Source organism: Winogradskyella vidalii (assembly GCF_013403955.1).
In the GTDB taxonomy this organism is placed as follows: Bacteria; Bacteroidota; Bacteroidia; order Flavobacteriales; family Flavobacteriaceae; genus Winogradskyella; species Winogradskyella vidalii.
The window spans coordinates 200,082-216,076 of sequence record NZ_JABFDG010000001.1 but is presented as its reverse complement, the minus strand read 5'-3'; the positions used below and the strand labels follow the sequence as shown (position 1 = coordinate 216,076).

The window sequence follows — 15,995 nt, the reverse complement described above, 5'->3', positions numbered from 1 at the left end:
TGATATTACTCTTTATTAGTCGCGCTAATTTCAATAACTAGAGGTAAAGAATAGGCTACAGACACAGCTTTACCTTGGTGTTGACCTGGTGTAAATTGCGGTAATAATTTTACAACTCTAACAGCTTCCTCTTCTAAATCAGGATGTGGCCCTCTGGCAATAACATTTTTAACAGCACCATATTTATCTAAAATCATTTGAATAAAAATTCGCTTTTTGCCAGCGGACAAACCTAAAGAATTGACTAAGCTGAAATCAAAGTTTTTATTTATCGAACTACTAATTTCAGTGGTGAAACATTTTTTTTGCGATAAGCCATCAGAAACGGATTTACAATCTGGAAATAGCGGTGAAACTTCAACTTCGCTAAATGGAATTGCCTCTGAGCGTTCAATATCCTTTTCTAATTGCTTGATTTCCTCTTTTAAATATTTAACAAGTTCCTTTTTATCTCTTTTACGGGCAGAGTTATTTAAAGCGGTTTTTAAATTTTCTTTTTCATTGACGGCTGTGTCAATCCCTGCTTTTTGCGCCACCTGAAACACAATAGGTACAGAAAAAGGCACGACTACTGATTTTCCTTTTTGTTTTCCGGGAACAAATTGAGGCAGTGTAGCAATAACTCGTTTGGCTTCTGTTTCTAAATCCGGACTCGGTCCTCTTGCTTTAATGTCTTTAACCATTCCATCAGTATCAATTTTAAATTGCACAAAAATTCGTTTTCTTCCTGGGCTTAGGTTATCAGCTACACTTGTGTTGAAATTTTTGCCAATGTGTTTATTGACAAAATTATTCATACATTTTTTTCGTTCGCTATTGTTTTCTAAATCTTGGCAATCTAACGTAGTAGGTGTTTCTTCTACAACCGAAAATGGGACTTCAACATGTTCCTCTTCATCTTTAAGTATATGACTTTCTTGATTCTCAGCATGAGGTGAATCTATGATTATAGTTGAAGTTTCGCCACTAACAACCACTAGTTTTTTAAAAAACTTATCCGTTTCTAATTGCTTTAATACAGCGTTATAACGTTTTTGCTCTTCTTCTGTTAAATTAGAAAAATCATCAACAATTAGTTTTAAAATTCCGTATTGTGTGTTTAATTCCCAATGTTCTTTAGCTTCTTTAGTTTTTTTATAAGCTCTATAGTCTTCATAATTTTGATACTTTTCTTCTTTCATCAATTCTGAAAAATCGATATCCTCTTGGATCAATGACCCTTCTTCAGACTTTCTTCTACTAGTATCATTCGTAATAAATATTCTAAGTGCCTGTGATTTTAGATATTCTTCTCTTGACAACACATATTTCCCTATATTTTTCTCACCGAAACTTGCAAAATTCATGAAATCCTCAAATGCTCCTCCTTTTTTATGCATTTCAATCAACTCCGTATGATACTTTTTTACAAGTTCTGCATCTGTTAATTCCTGGTCTGCAAACTGCTCTTGTTCCGTCCTTTTTTCTTGTGCTCTAACTTCAGTTGACGTATAAATTAACATCCCTAATACTAAGGGAATCAACAATCCATACTTTACGAGATTGAGCTGTTTTGATTTTGATTTCTGTAACATAGCGATTCGTTTTTTGATTAATGACTTACTAAAAAATGTATTGGTAAAAGATGGCTGATTAACATCTAAAACCTGATTGAGTAAACTGGTATAGTATTCCGATTTGCCACTCTGTTTAACGGCTTGGGCATCGGCAATATATTCGTGTAATTCTTTAATTCTATTTTGATAGATATAGACTAACGGATTAAACCAAAATACAATTCTGAGCAGTTCAAAAAACAATAAATCTAAGGTGTGGTATTCCTTTATATGCACCAGTTCATGCTTATAAATTGTTGGTTTTTGGGCTTCTGAAATCCGTTCCCCTAAAAATATAGTATTGAAAAATGAAAACGCAGCACTACTTTGAATCAAGTTAACGATGAGTACATTTCCTTTCCAGCGCTTAGGGTTTTTGTATTTTAGCCAATACAATTTGGTTATTTTAATGAGAAAAATAAGTGTTGTAATCCCAATCCCGACAAGTGCTATAATTTGCCATATTGGAGTTTGCGGCTGTTCTAAAACAATACCCGCCATTTCAGCGGTCTGCATCTCATAGACCGTTGGTGATTTTGTACCTATAAAGACTTCAGGTAAGTGAATCACCATATCTGGAGTTGCCATTTTTTTTAGTTTTGGAAACGTTATAAATGGGAGCACCAAGGCTAAAATAGAAGTTATTACTAAATACGCTCTATTGTAATTAAAAAATGTTTCACGCTTTAGAAACAAGTCGTACACTAGTAAAAACAGCGCCTGAAATGCTATTATTTGAAGAATGGAATACAACATTATTTAGTGTCTTTATTGATTTCGTCTAGCAAAGTCTCTATATCTCTTACATCAACATCATTTTTCTGAACAAAAAAGGACACCATACTTTTAAAAGAGCCTTGAAAATAATTATCAACCAATTTATTTATGGACTGATTACTATAAGACGCCTTTTCAACTATAGGAAAATATACATGCCCTTTCCCTTTTTTCTCATAGTCAACAAAACCTTTAGTCTCTAAAATTCTTACTATTGTAGAGACGGTATTATAAGCAGGTTTTGGCTTAGGCAAGGTTTCAATAATCGCTTTTACGTTGGCTTTTTTTAGTTGCCATAAGGCTTGCATTATTTCTTCTTCAGCTTTAGTTAACTGTTTCATTTATTTTGAACTTTATTAAGAGTTTATTGACTATTATTCTGATATCCTGAAACAAATTCAGGTAACACGTTATGATTTTCTTTAAATAATAGCGCTAATATAACTAAAATTATAGTTTAAACTAAATATTTAGTTATAAAATTGTAACTAAAGCCATTTTTATGCGTCTTATTAATATAAACATAATCACATGGAAATATTCTTAGCACTTATAGCATTGTTATTAATGATACTAGGGATTCTTGGCAGCTTTTTACCTGTAATTCCAGGGCCACTGACAAGCTGGGCAGGACTTTTAGTACTTCACTTTACGGAAGGGGTGGATTTAAGTTCGTCATTTCTAATTATAACCTTTATAATCGCCTTGGTTATCTATGTGTTAGATTATATCATTCCAGCGATAGGCACTAAACGATTTGGCGGCAGTAAAGCAGGAATGATTGGTACGACTTTAGGCTTAATTATTGGACTGCTTGCTCCTATTCCTTTTGGAATTATTATAGGCCCTTTTTTTGGTGCACTAATAGGCGAAATGATTCACAGAAATGACATTAATAAAGCTACAAAAGCAGCATTTGGGTCTTTTTTAGGCTTTATAGCTTCTACTTTTTTAAAGTTTATAGTTGCCGTAGTGTACTTAGGCTTTTTTATTGCAAAATTAGCAGAACATAATGCAAATTGGTATTAGAGTTTTTAACCTTAATTTTTACCTATTAAAAAACCTAGCTACAAAGCTGTAACTAGGTTTGATATTCTTGCTATTAATTCAACAATGACTTAATAAGGGATAAATTAATTCTTGTTGACGTGGTAAATATATATAAGCTATTTGATTTTATATTGCGGAAAAACCGTAGACTTGATGTGGAAAAACCGTACTTCTCATAATTAACGGTAACTACGAGCCGCTATTCAACCTATAAAAAAGTTGATTTTTATTCCTTTTTCTTATAAATACCCTTTTTCGCGCGCTTCTTGTAATAACGATTCATCTTTTCCGTCTTCAACAGAAAACAAGAGTTTCAATTGTTTTTTTCGTTTTTCAATTGCACTTGTAGAAATATCGATATAGGCATTTAAACTTCTTGTTTTGATTCCTTGAGATAGTAAGTGTAGAATTTTTCGATTAATATCATCGATATAAATATCACTTGAAATTGTTTTCTTTAAATAGTTATTTACCGTGGTACTGTAATATGGTGGTGAATTTAAAATTTGCTGAAAACCATCTGCCAACTCCATAGATGTTAAATCGCTTTTAATTAAAAAACCATCAGGACTGATTTCTTTAATTATATTATGAATTCTATACGTTTCATTAAACATCGTAAGAATCACAATTTTTGCTCTTGGCATTAAGCGTTTTGCTAATAGAGCAAGATCCTCACCAGAAGCAAACTTACCATCCTCTGATGGTGGTAGGCTAATATCAAAAAAACAAACGTGATAAGGATATTTTTTTGAAGCACGCTCAATCATCGCAACAGCTTCATCACAATTATTAGCAGTATCGATATGTAAAACCTGATCATCTTGTTTAGTCGCCATTAACACATTTTGATAGCCTTCGATAATAATGGGGTGATCATCGACCATTAAAATATTGATATGATTCATGTGGTTATAGTTCTTTTTTATCACATTTGGCACACATCATAAACTTTAAAAATAAAATTATACAGTATCCAAATTATGTTGGTTGGTTTAAATATGGAATCTTAACACTTATTTCTGTACCACTGTTAGATTGAGAATTGAAGCTTATATTACCGTAGATATCTGCTACACGGGAGGTCATGTTTTTTAAGCCAATCCCTTTTTTACTTTTAGAAGTATCAAAGCCTTCTCCATCATCAATAATACCTAAGCAAATTAAGTCTTTTTCTAATGAAATACTAATTTTAATCGTATTTGCTTTAGCATGTTTGTAGATATTTTGCATGGACTCTTGAATAATCCGATACATATTAATTTTGATTTTATTACTCACCAAATCCCAATTTATAGCATCAGAGGAGTTGAATTCGCATCCTAAATTATAAGCCTGAGACTGGTTTTCAATCAACTCGGTTAAAATATCAATATAACCAGAACCCGACACAAAATCCATATTTAATTCATGTGATATTTTACGAATATCTTGCTCAATAGCCTGAAGTTGGTCAATATATTTTGCGCGCGCTAAAATCGCTTCTTTTCCTTCTTTAAAATTGATGCTATCTAAGCTTAATCGCACACCAAAAAGTTTTCCTAAAACACCATCATGGAGTTCTTTTGACACTCTAATTTTCTCCTTAGCGCGTGCTTCATCTATTTTTTCTTGCTGAGTAAGCATTAGGTTGTAAATGTCCTCATTAGCTCTTTGCTGTACTTGCGCTAACTTTAACTTCCTGTTTTTTGATCGTTGAGAAATAACTACGTAAACCAATATCACAGTGAGCAAAAGCCCCGCTGATAAGATTAACAAGTAAAGGTTTTCTTTAGAAATCTGTTTGTTTTTAGCTTCTAATTGGTCTGTTTCAAGTTCAATTCGAGCAAATTTGTTTCTCACATTTCGCTCAACATATAATAAACTATCGGTAAGTTTTATATACTCTTTTAAATATTTCTTTCCTTCATCGCCACTTTTTATTTCAGATAGTAGAATCATCGATTCTAATAAAATTTCATTTGAAGAAAGCCTTTTAGATAGCTTATAAGCTTTTTGTGAATAAACCAAAGTAGAATCATTAATTTTACGATGATTATAGTATTTAGCTAAATCAATGGTGATAGCGAGTTTGGTAATATCATCATTTAAATTCGTACTAATATCATAAGCCTCATAAAACATTGCTTCAATGTTATCAAAATCCGTGTGACCAGCAAGTACTTTTGTATACGCAAGATTGTCTATGATTAAAGGATAAAATGTTGGGTCATAAACTTCGTAAACCGATCGTAAATCAATTAACTCATTATAAAGTCGAATGGCCTCTTCATAATTCTCTAGTTTATTATATAGGTATGCCTGATTGTTATAGGATACGGTTTTATTATACATCCCGTCTTCCATATCACTAGCCACATCTAATGCTTTTTTATGATATTCCAAAGATTTATTATAATGTCCTAAATTAAGTGAAACAACACCTAAAAGGTTATAAACAATCCACATGTCATCTTTACTCGCTTCAGTTTCTGGTAAGCTATTGAATATTTTTAAAGCATTTATGGCGTTTTCTTCACTACTGATATATACTTTTTCTGTATTTTGAATTTCAGCAATATAAAGATATAACGAGCCTACAATTTCAGAATCACCGAGATGAATGTAATACTTAAGGGCATCTTTATAATAATAATAGGCGCTATCATATTGCGTTTCATAAAAATGCTTCGCGAGACCTATATTAAAATTGGCGACAGCTAAAGCTAAGGTATCAGAAACTTTAGTTGCTAGCAATAAGTTTTTCGAATTTTGTTGTTGCCACAAATCTATTTTTTCCAATTTATCATACAACAAGCCTAAATTTCTCCCACTTGCCAATCGAGTTGTATCTTTATTAAATTCGTTAGATAAGCTAACGGCTCTTTTTGCATATTTTATCCTTACATCTTTAGCTAATTCTTCATTTTGAGAGAGTTCTCGTAATTTAATAATACTATCTAATGGCGTTAGATTTTGATGCTGAGAAAATGTGACACCAAAAAAGATTAGGAATAGTAAATTTAAGTAGTAACGCATTTAGATCCAATAATGATTTTGAAAATCAAATATAGTCTAAATTAGGAAAAAGACTTTTTAATTGATTAAGACCTATAAACACACAAAAGCCCACTTAAAATAAGTAGGCTATTTGTTTTTATAAAAAACAATTTGTTTTATGCTTGAGTTTTAATTTTCAGTCTAATTTTTGAATGTGCTAACAAATCATAATTAGTTTGTTCTTTAACAGTAGGATTCTCATCCGAAGAAGCAGCAACAGCATCAGATTTCACACCTGAAACAGTTAATAATGATACAGCAATTAAAGCAATAGTAATTTTTAGGGTTTTCATAAGTATATAATTTTAGGGTTAAAAATTTAGTTAACAATTATAAGTGTAGCGCAAAGCGATACAATAAGGGTTATAAATGGATTATTAACTTTTTTAGGCGAAACCTAAAATGATACTGAAATTAAAAACGAGGGATGTTTTTCTAAGCAAGATGTATGCCTAATAGCTTAACAGTCAAATGGATTAAAATAGGTCTTAATAAATATACTGAGGGGTTATTAAGAATTACAAATATAAACGTATTTCTGAAAGCGCCAAAAAAATCCTCGACTAAACGGTCGTTATCATCGACCAAAAACACATTTTTTGTTCATAACTTATTGATAACTTTGTGTTTACATAAAAAATAATTTTTCAAAAATATGATTTTCAACAGAATATAAAGTTAAGAGCAAAAAAAATGAGCTCTAGACGCTAGAAGCTCATTTTACATGATGATTGATTGTAATAATCTATGTTTATATCGTCTGAGAAGCTAAGGGGGATTCTAAAAAATCAAATAATTTTAACAATATGCTATAAAAAAGAAAAATCCTAATTCGTAAACGAATTAGGATTTTGTTGGCCCACTAGGGATCGAACCTAGACTCTTTGGTACCAAAAACCAATGTGTTGCCAGTTACACCATAGGCCAATATCTCATTTTGAGGATGCAAATTTAAAACAAAGTTTCATTTAGGCAAACTAAAAATGAAAAATATTTTAAAATACTTAAGGTTAACTTAAAAAAAGTAGGCATTAATCTAATAATTAGTAAATTCGCCCTCATTATTAAGAAAGGTTTTCATGACAGAATTTAACTTTAAAAAGTGGAACAACATTCTCGGATGGCTTGTTTTTGCCGTAGCATGCGTCGTATATGCACTCACCATTGAACCAACTGTTAGTTTTTGGGATGCCGGAGAATACATCCTAACCTCTTCTAAATTGCAAGTAGGTCACCCACCTGGAGCGCCTTTATTTCAAATGTTTGGTGCCTTTTTCTCTCTATTTGCTCTAGAACCTTCGCAAATTGGAATGATAATGAATATGATGAGTGGTGTTGCGAGTGCATTTACCATTCTTTTTATGTTTTGGACCATCACATTACTTCTCGTTAAACTTACGAGATTCAATGAAGATAAAAACACAAATAAAGCATTAGCAATTTTAGGAAGTGCTTTAGTAGGAAGTTTAGCATTTACGTTTACAGATTCGTTTTGGTTTAACGCCGTAGAAACCGAAGTTTACGCCATGGCAACCTTAATAATGGCCATCTTATTTTACTTAGGACTACGTTGGGAACAAGACATGAACAAACCTCGAGGTAACCGTTGGTTAATTTTAATTGCCTTTGTTATCGGCTTATCTTTCGGAGTTCACTTTATGGGATTACTTACCATTCCTGCTATTGGATTACTCTATTATTTTAAAAATTACAAAACAATTACCATTAAGAATTTCATCATTGCAAATATTGCTTCTGCTGCTATTCTACTTTTTATATTCAAATTATTACTACCATCAACCCTAAAACTCTTCGGTTACTTAGAGGTGTTTTTTGTAAATTCTGTTGGTTTACCCTTCAACTCAGGGACCATCATCACAGGGTTAATGGTCATTGCTTTATTTTATTTTGGCTTAAACTACACCCGAAAAAAAGACTTAAAACACGCTAATACACTTGTACTTTGTTTGATGTTTATCTTCATCGGATTCTCTTCTTGGATGATGCTTCCTATACGTGCAAACGCCAATGTTGTTATTAATGAAAACAACCCTTCTGATGCCAGAGAACTTTTAGCTTATTACAATTTAGAGCAATACCCAGAAACACACCTTTTTTATGGCCCAATGTTTACCGAAGTATACTCTGGCCAAGATAAAGAGGAACCGTTTGTAGATGACAAAAAGAACTACGAACGCGATGAGGAAACGGGGAAGTATATTATTATAAACGATTGGGAGAAAAGTAAGCAAAATTACAACCATGAACATGCGTCAATTTTACCTCGTATGTGGAGTTCAGAACATGCAGAGAACTATATGATCTTTACGGGTTTAATTGACTTTAAAGTTGACCCCAATCTACAAACAAGGGCTTACAATGAAGCATTAAATGCGGGCTTAACGGAAGAACAAGCAGGACAATATGCGTTGGGAGAAAAACAACAATTTGACCAATTGGTTTATGATTTTAGAACCCGTGTTGCCAATGGTGAAATTGATTATGAAGGTTTTAATCAGTTTTTAAGTCGCTATGGACAACAATACTTAATCATTGAGAAACCTACATTTATGGATAACATTACGTACATGTTTCAATACCAATTTGGGTATATGTACTGGCGTTATTTTATGTGGAATTTCACAGGAAGACAAGACGATATCCAAGGACGCTACAACCATAAAAACGGAAATTGGATTTCTGGAATCAACTTTATAGACAGTTGGACCGTAGGCATATCTCAAGATAATTTACCTACCGATGTTTTAGAAAACAAAGCTAGAAACACCTATTATTTTTTACCATTAATACTCGGTTTAATAGGCTTCTTTTTCTTGATGTATAATGATTTAAAGCGTTTTTGGGTCTTATTAGTGTTCTTTTTACTTACAGGTATTGCGATTCAATTTTACACCAATGTAAGACCATTTGAACCAAGAGAGCGTGACTACTCCGTTGTAGGTTCTTTTTATGTATTTGCTATTTGGATTGGTTTTGGTGTCTATGCCATCTATGATCTTTTAAAAGCGAGTATTAAAACAAAATTTTTAGCGCCAGCAATTACCTTAGCTTGCCTTGTTATTGTACCTGGTATTTTAGCCGCTAATAACTGGGACGATCACGATCGCTCTGGTAAATACACTACCAATTCCATGGCTCGTAAATATTTAGAGTCTTGTGCTCCTAATGCCATTTTATTTACCATTGGAGATAATGATACCTTTCCTCTTTGGTATTTACAAGAAATTGAAGGTGTACGTACCGATGTTAGAGTCGTAAATACAAGCTTATTTCAAACCGATTGGTACATTGACCAAATGAAACGCAAAGCGTACGATAGTGATCCTATTCCGTCTCAATTAACACACGAGCAATATCGAGGAGGTACAAGAGATGTTATTATTAGAAGAGAAATCACTAAGGACACCTTACCGATAAAAGATTTTATGGATTTTGTCTCTAGTGAGCGACCAAATACAAAGTTTAGGTATGTAGCAGAAAGACAAGGTGAAGACCCTAGTCTATATCCTAAACATTTAGTTAACTCTAATTATTTCCCGACACGAAATATTAGCATTCCTGTTAACAAAGATGTCGTGCTTAAAAAAGGACTCGTAAAACCTAAAGACGCTGATAAAATAGTTGACAACCTTTATATGCAAATTGAAGGGAGCTATATCTATAAAAACCGTCTTTTAATGTTAGATATCTTGGCTAACAATAATTGGGAACGCCCTATCTATTTTACTGGTGGTGCTTTTGGAGCCGAAGATTATGTATGGTTAAAAGATTACTTACAGCTCGATGGTATGTGTTATAAACTCGTGCCAATTAAAACACCTGTAGACCGAGCTAATCCTTACGATATGGGCCGTGTTGACCCTGATTTGATGTACGATATGGTGAAGAACTGGAAATGGGGCGGCAGTGGCGAAGAGATGTATTACGACATTGAAACCCGAAGAAACGGTATTACCTATAGAGGAAACCTAGCACGTTTAATTGAAGAACTCATTAATGAAGACAAACTAGACGAAGCTGAAGAAATTGCAGACATCGCTATGGAAAAAATGCCTGTAGATAAGTTTGGCTTTTACTCCTTACTCGAGCCTTATGTTAGTGCTTATTACGAAATAGGAAACGTAGAAAAAGGACGGGCGCTTTACAAGGATGTTGCAGAAAAATATCAGGAAAACTTAGCCTATTACAGTAGTCTTCCTTTAGATGACCAAGAAATGGTGGTAGGCGAAGATATTTATATGGATATTCAACGTTACCGATCACTAATTGATATTCTCGTTATCTATAATGATGAGGAATTTGCTTTAAATGAAACACGAAAATTCAATAGCTACCTAAGTCTTTTTGATGAGCTTATGAATCGTTATAGTGATGAAGACGAATTACCAGAAGTTCCTGATGATATCGATATACAGAACGCCATTAAAGATACGATTGATCAATTTATTCCTGAGCCATAAATTAACATGAAGATTATTCCAGTTAAAACGCCCGACTTTGTAAAAGCACTGTTCCCAAATTTTACCTGGAATATGGACACTTCAAAAAAAGCACTTTATTTAACCTTTGACGATGGCCCAACACCTGAAATTACAGAGTGGGTGTTATCAGTTTTAAAAAAGTACAACGCAAAAGCAACGTTTTTTTGTATTGGAAATAACATTAAAAAGCACCCTGAAATTTTTCAACATACCATAAATGAAGGACATACTATAGGCAATCACACGTACAATCATTTAAAAGGCTGGAAACACAGAACAGAGGATTACCTTCTGGATGTTGAAAAAAACCAAAATGCCATAGATTCATATATCAAAGCTCCTGAAATCACTAATTGCAAATCTAACGTAAACCTTTTTAGACCGCCTTACGGTAAATTTAAATCTAGCCAAAGTAAACAGCTTAGAACGTTAGGGTACAAAATTATCTTATGGGATATACTATCCTATGATTGGGATACTGGAGTGAGCGAAAAAACATGCCTTAAAAATGTAACTTCTACGGCCAAAGAAGGCAGTATTATTGTATTTCATGATAGTGTAAAAGCATCAAGAAATTTAGAATATGTACTACCAAAAGTTTTAGAATATTTCAGTGCACGTGGATTCTGTTTTAAGAGTTTAAATTGCATCTAAAAAGCACTTGAATCTTAACGAAATAAGGATTCTATAGGCTTAATTCAATAAAACACCGAAATACAAATAAGTCTATTTTCCTAATAATGAGATTTTAACCTCTTAGATTTTTATTAAACGTACTCTTGCATAATATTAATCAATGCATTAGCATCTTGTTCACCGCTATGGCGCCATTTCATTTCACCTTTTTTATAGATAATTAAAGTCGGCAAACTCTTAACGCGCAGGGCTTCTGCGAGCTCTTTATTTTTAGCCACATCAATCTTAATCACTTTAGCCTTATCGCCTAAAGCAGCCGCAACATCCTTAAGTATAGGATGCATTGCTAAGGATTGACCATTAGCCTCTGTGTAGAAGTCCAAAAGAACTGGAATTTCAACATCTATTAATTCCCCAAATTTTGACATACGCTAGTGTTTTAGTCAAATACATAAGTACTTTAAAACCTAACTCAAAATTGAATATTAAGCCATTTTAAGTAAGTACTTATTTCATAAAAATAAGCAATTCTTTACAATTACACCAATTTCAATACAGATGCCCCCTCTAGAAAATGAAATATGTTTAAATATATTAAAAATCAATATTTGATTAACAACAAGCCTTTCGACTAAAAAAGAGCGTCAAGCCTTAGATATCACCACATGTTAAATGTAGTATTAGACCTCTTTTGAACCTTTTTTAAGTTCAATAACCGTGATTTCTGGCCAAATACCCACACGACCAGGAAAACCTAAAAAGCCAAAACCTCTATTGACATTAATGTGTTGACCAGATTCTGTATAGATGCCTGCCCATTGTTTGTAGCGCCATTTAGCAGGACTCCATTTAACCCATCCCGGAATTTCAATGCCAAATTGCATGCCGTGGGTATGACCACTTAAAGTGAGGTGATAATGATACGGGTCGTTTAACACTTTCGCTTCCCAATGGCTTGGATCGTGGGACATCAAGATTTTAAAATCATCAGGCTGAATTTTCGAGGCTGCTTTTTCTAAATCACCTGCTTTTTTAAAACCACCTTTCCCCCAATTTTCAACACCAACCAATGCCAATCGCTGACCGTCTTTTTCGAGATAACGACTTTCATTTAACAACAAATCAAAACCAATGTCTTTTTGAATGGTTTTTAAATCTTCAAGATTCTGTGATTTTTCAGCATGGGTATTCCAATCTACATAATCACCATAATCATGATTTCCTAAAACAGAAAATTTACCATCTTTAGCTTTCAATTTCGAAAAGGTATCCATCCACGGCAACATTTCTGATGCTTTATTATTTACCATATCTCCTGTAAACAATAACACATCAGAGGCCTGTTCATTAATTAAGTCAATGGCATATGCTATCTTATTCTTATCATCAAAACTACCCGAATGTATATCACTAATCTGTGTTATCCTATAACCGTCAAAAGCATCGGGTAAATCCTCAAAATGCAAGGTATAATTGAGCACTCTAAAATCGTATTTTCCTTTATACATTCCATATAAAAGTGATGAAAACGGAATAGCTGCTAACCCTAAGGCAATTTGACTTATAAATTTTCGTCGTGATGGCAAATGAAAAACTTCCTTTGGTGACAATCTTTTTTCATAAAGACCTATGGCACCTCTTATAATATCTTCACCTATTAAAAAAGGGATTAGCACTAAGTTGAATGCCATAAAGGTCAGTAAGAAGCCAAACGCATAACTCTTTCGTGGTGTTAACACACGCCCTTCACTAGATAATGCAAATTGAAAAATAAAGTTACCAGCAACAATAATAGCGATACCAAAAAACAAATAATACACCCAAGTTTGTTTGGTTACGGTTTTCACAGCTTGAAAACCATAAAGGGTCAATAATATAAATAGAATGGCAAAAAGTATCCAGCGAATCATTCAATAGTTTTAAGCCTACAAAGTTAAACATCTGCAGAGCAGACTCATCTTATCAAACTGTTAAAGATTTTTATCTAAAAAAAATAAAAAGCCACAAACATTTATCAGATTACAGCTACGCACCAGAAGATAGAGTCAACAAAACTTTAGATTGTTGTAGTATTATAACAAGGTAAACAGAAAACGATGCCATTCACCTATAAGTTAGTATGCCGATGTTTTAAGATGGTGTTACTACATAAATTTAATCAGATTATTTTTATACTTTATAGAATTAATTTAATTATAAATAAACATTAAATCAGGAGTTTATAGCAAAGCAACACCATGGTTGTTTTATATAGAGCTTTTAAAAAACCATATTCGTATCTAAGAGCGCTTCACGGTCAAAAGTAAATTCTAAATCACTTGTAATCAAAACCACTTAATTGTCAACCGTGCCAACTTCTCTTTCATATTAGTATACGGTGGAAATAGTAATTCTGTTACACCAAACGTATGTTGTTTTAAAACCGAACGCTCATTACTAAACGCTTTAAAACCATAAAAGCCATGACTCTTACCAATACCACTATTGTTAACGCCACCAAAAGGCAAGTTATGATTAGCGTAATGCAACACACTGTTATTAATACAAGTCCCTCCTGCTCTAGTGTTATTCATTATTCGCTTAATATTAGCTTTACTTCTACTATAGATATAAAGTGCTAATGGTCTCTCCTTTGAGTTGATATAAGCCATTGCCACATCTAAACTTTCATAAGTAACTATAGGCAAAATAGGGCCAAAAATTTCTTCCTCTAGCAAAGTTGCTTCAGGCTTTAAATCTGAAATTAAGGTGGGTGCAATATACCTTGACGTACGATCCGTTTCACCGCCTACGTCAAACTTTGCATCTAATGCTTTTGCATTTTCAAGATATGAACTTAAACGCTCAAAGTGTTTATCGGTTACAATTTTCCCATAAGAATCTGATGCTTTAGGATTATTGTCGTAATAAGAATGAAGCCATTTTTTACAGGCGCTTATAAATTCAGCTTTTACGCTTTCGTCTATTAAAACATAATCTGGGGAGACACATATTTGTCCGCAGTTCAAGAATTTTGCCCACATAATCTTTTTAGCAGCCTTATCTATATTAGCTGTTTTATCGACAATAGTTGGCGATTTCCCTCCTAACTCTAATGTTACAGATGCTAATTGTTTAGATGCAGCTTCCATGACTATTTTACCCACCTGCGGAGACCCCGTAAAAAAGATATGATTAAAAGGTAACTTTAATAATTGGGTAGAGACCTCAACTTCACCTTGCACTAGCGCTACTTCATCTTCAGAAAACACCTCTGCAATAATCTTTGCCATTAACGCTGAAGAATGAGGTGTCATTTCAGAAGGTTTAATAATAGCTGTGTTTCCAGCAGCAATAGCAGATACTAAAGGGCCAAAGGTGAGATTAAACGGAAAGTTCCAAGGCGAGATAATTAAACAAACCCCCTTAGGTTCATATTTAATATAAGAACTAGAACCTAGCATAGACATAGGCGTTTCTACACGTTGATTTTTCATCCAACGTTTTAAATGCGTCTTCGTATGTTTTATATCACCTACAATGGCATAGATTTCAGTAAGCTCCGTTTCTACTACTGGTTTACCCAAATCGTTTTGCAGTGCCTGCTGAATTTGCTCTCTAAAAGTTGTTTCAATCGCATGCTGAAGTTTATTTAACGTTCTAACCCTTTGTTTGTAAGTTGTATTACCTACAGCAAACTGATTTTGGCGTTGTTTTATAAATAATTCAAAATAAGGATTGTCATTAAAATCTTCCATATAAATACTTTTTAATACGTCTTAGAAACTGAATTTATGCATTTCGTCGATCTCATTTATTTTAAAGTGTATTTCATCCCGAAAATCTATACACTCAACATAAAACACAACGTTTTTAAAGGGCTGCAAGCGCAAATTGTGTAGTTCACCGATGTTTTTAGCGAGCATTTCCCACTTAACCGTTTATCGATTGTTTTCATCTAAAAATTCAAGTTACACTCAGGATGTTGTGTTTCTTTGACTCGAAGTTAAAACAAATATAGCTTCTTACGATTATGAAAAACGGTTTATTTATCTTATTATTCTTAACAATGTCTTTTACAGGTTTCGCTCAACAAGACACCATAGTTAACAATGAAACTGAAGTTGTTGAAACTTCTAAAGCTGAAAAAACTGAAACGAGTAGCGCTAGCATTTCTGCTGAAGTAAAAGCTAAGGTTTTAAAAATGAATCGTAAAAAAAGTAACGAAATTATCAGTATTAAAGCTTACAGAAAAAGTCTTCAAATTAAAGTAAAGACTGTTAAGCTTTGTTAATGTGCTATTAACCATATATTGTAAAAAAAGCCGAAACTCACGTTTCGGCTTTTTTTTTAACACTATACCAAACGTTTCAACTGATACTATTAATTTTAAATTAGCGCACCTTTTTAATAGTTA

Annotated in this window: 12 protein-coding genes and 1 tRNA gene; 4 read left to right on the top strand and 9 right to left on the bottom strand. The window is 33.1% G+C overall.

Annotation, left to right across the window (positions count from 1 at the left end; translation table 11 throughout):
- Positions 1 to 5: 5 nt before the first annotated feature.
- Positions 6 to 2,183: an energy transducer TonB gene (locus tag HM982_RS00925; RefSeq protein ID WP_246296548.1), complete on the bottom strand. Its 2,178-nt coding sequence runs from the start codon at positions 2,181 to 2,183 to the stop codon at positions 6 to 8.
- Between the two features lie 167 nt (positions 2,184 to 2,350).
- Positions 2,351 to 2,713 carry a BlaI/MecI/CopY family transcriptional regulator gene (locus HM982_RS00920; RefSeq protein WP_179351250.1) on the bottom strand — a complete coding sequence of 121 codons (363 nt, stop codon included), beginning with the start codon at positions 2,711 to 2,713 and terminating at the stop codon, positions 2,351 to 2,353.
- Between the two features lie 190 nt (positions 2,714 to 2,903).
- On the opposite strand from HM982_RS00920, the gene HM982_RS00915 reads away from it, so the two are divergent.
- Complete coding sequence (locus HM982_RS00915) at positions 2,904 to 3,401, top strand: DUF456 domain-containing protein (RefSeq protein WP_179351249.1); 498 nt, start codon at positions 2,904 to 2,906, stop codon at positions 3,399 to 3,401.
- A 260-nt stretch (positions 3,402 to 3,661) separates the two neighbouring features.
- Here the strand turns inward: HM982_RS00915 and HM982_RS00910 are convergent, their stop codons facing one another.
- The 4 genes from HM982_RS00910 to HM982_RS00895 form a co-directional block, all read right to left on the bottom strand.
- A complete protein-coding gene (locus HM982_RS00910) occupies positions 3,662 to 4,330 on the bottom strand; it encodes a response regulator (protein ID WP_179351248.1) in 669 nt (222 codons plus the stop codon).
- A 73-nt stretch (positions 4,331 to 4,403) separates the two neighbouring features.
- Positions 4,404 to 6,440 (bottom strand): tetratricopeptide repeat-containing sensor histidine kinase, encoded by a 2,037-nt coding sequence (locus HM982_RS00905; protein WP_179351247.1) that lies wholly within the window; start codon positions 6,438 to 6,440, stop codon positions 4,404 to 4,406.
- Positions 6,441 to 6,577: 137 nt separating this feature from the next.
- Positions 6,578 to 6,754, bottom strand: coding sequence for a hypothetical protein (locus HM982_RS00900; protein ID WP_179351246.1), 177 nt, complete (start codon positions 6,752 to 6,754; stop codon positions 6,578 to 6,580).
- Between the two features lie 561 nt (positions 6,755 to 7,315).
- A tRNA-Gln gene (locus HM982_RS00895) sits at positions 7,316 to 7,388 on the bottom strand.
- A 152-nt stretch (positions 7,389 to 7,540) separates the two neighbouring features.
- On the opposite strand from HM982_RS00895, the gene HM982_RS00890 reads away from it, so the two are divergent.
- Together HM982_RS00890 and HM982_RS00885 are read left to right on the top strand one after the other, a co-directional pair.
- Positions 7,541 to 10,942: a glycosyltransferase family 117 protein gene (locus tag HM982_RS00890; RefSeq protein WP_179351245.1), complete on the top strand. Its 3,402-nt coding sequence runs from the start codon at positions 7,541 to 7,543 to the stop codon at positions 10,940 to 10,942.
- Positions 10,943 to 10,948: 6 nt separating this feature from the next.
- On the top strand, positions 10,949 to 11,617 hold the full coding sequence (locus HM982_RS00885; protein WP_179351244.1) for a polysaccharide deacetylase family protein: 669 nt from the start codon (positions 10,949 to 10,951) through the stop codon (positions 11,615 to 11,617).
- A gap of 113 nt (positions 11,618 to 11,730) precedes the next feature.
- On the opposite strand, the gene HM982_RS00880 is transcribed toward HM982_RS00885, so the two are convergent.
- The 3 genes from HM982_RS00880 to HM982_RS00870 form a co-directional block, all read right to left on the bottom strand.
- Positions 11,731 to 12,027 (bottom strand): thioredoxin family protein, encoded by a 297-nt coding sequence (locus tag HM982_RS00880; RefSeq protein WP_179351243.1) that lies wholly within the window; start codon positions 12,025 to 12,027, stop codon positions 11,731 to 11,733.
- Between the two features lie 252 nt (positions 12,028 to 12,279).
- Positions 12,280 to 13,509, bottom strand: a complete 1,230-nt coding sequence (locus HM982_RS00875) for a metallophosphoesterase (protein ID WP_179351242.1) — start codon at positions 13,507 to 13,509, stop codon at positions 12,280 to 12,282.
- Positions 13,510 to 13,923: 414 nt separating this feature from the next.
- Positions 13,924 to 15,336 (bottom strand): aldehyde dehydrogenase family protein, encoded by a 1,413-nt coding sequence (locus HM982_RS00870; RefSeq protein ID WP_179351241.1) that lies wholly within the window; start codon positions 15,334 to 15,336, stop codon positions 13,924 to 13,926.
- Between the two features lie 275 nt (positions 15,337 to 15,611).
- On the opposite strand from HM982_RS00870, the gene HM982_RS00865 reads away from it, so the two are divergent.
- The gene (locus HM982_RS00865) at positions 15,612 to 15,872 is read left to right on the top strand and encodes a hypothetical protein (protein WP_179351240.1); all 261 of its coding nucleotides are present in this window, start codon (positions 15,612 to 15,614) and stop codon (positions 15,870 to 15,872) included.
- The last annotated feature ends 123 nt before the right edge of the window (positions 15,873 to 15,995 follow it).

Excerpts from the sequence above, each read along its gene's own strand:
- HM982_RS00865 (WP_179351240.1), top strand. The coding sequence starts at position 15,612 with ATGAAAAACGGTTTATTTATCTTATTATTCTTAACAATGTCTTTTACA.
- HM982_RS00910 (WP_179351248.1), bottom strand. The coding sequence starts at position 4,330 with ATGAATCATATCAATATTTTAATGGTCGATGATCACCCCATTATTATC.
- HM982_RS00890 (WP_179351245.1), top strand. The coding sequence starts at position 7,541 with ATGACAGAATTTAACTTTAAAAAGTGGAACAACATTCTCGGATGGCTT.
- HM982_RS00915 (WP_179351249.1), top strand. The coding sequence starts at position 2,904 with ATGGAAATATTCTTAGCACTTATAGCATTGTTATTAATGATACTAGGG.
- HM982_RS00905 (WP_179351247.1), bottom strand. The coding sequence starts at position 6,440 with ATGCGTTACTACTTAAATTTACTATTCCTAATCTTTTTTGGTGTCACA.
- HM982_RS00925 (WP_246296548.1), bottom strand. The coding sequence starts at position 2,183 with ATGGCAACTCCAGATATGGTGATTCACTTACCTGAAGTCTTTATAGGT.
- HM982_RS00885 (WP_179351244.1), top strand. The coding sequence starts at position 10,949 with ATGAAGATTATTCCAGTTAAAACGCCCGACTTTGTAAAAGCACTGTTC.
- HM982_RS00920 (WP_179351250.1), bottom strand. The coding sequence starts at position 2,713 with ATGAAACAGTTAACTAAAGCTGAAGAAGAAATAATGCAAGCCTTATGG.
- HM982_RS00900 (WP_179351246.1), bottom strand. The coding sequence starts at position 6,754 with ATGAAAACCCTAAAAATTACTATTGCTTTAATTGCTGTATCATTATTA.
- HM982_RS00875 (WP_179351242.1), bottom strand. The coding sequence starts at position 13,509 with ATGATTCGCTGGATACTTTTTGCCATTCTATTTATATTATTGACCCTT.
- HM982_RS00880 (WP_179351243.1), bottom strand. The coding sequence starts at position 12,027 with ATGTCAAAATTTGGGGAATTAATAGATGTTGAAATTCCAGTTCTTTTG.
- HM982_RS00870 (WP_179351241.1), bottom strand. The coding sequence starts at position 15,336 with ATGGAAGATTTTAATGACAATCCTTATTTTGAATTATTTATAAAACAA.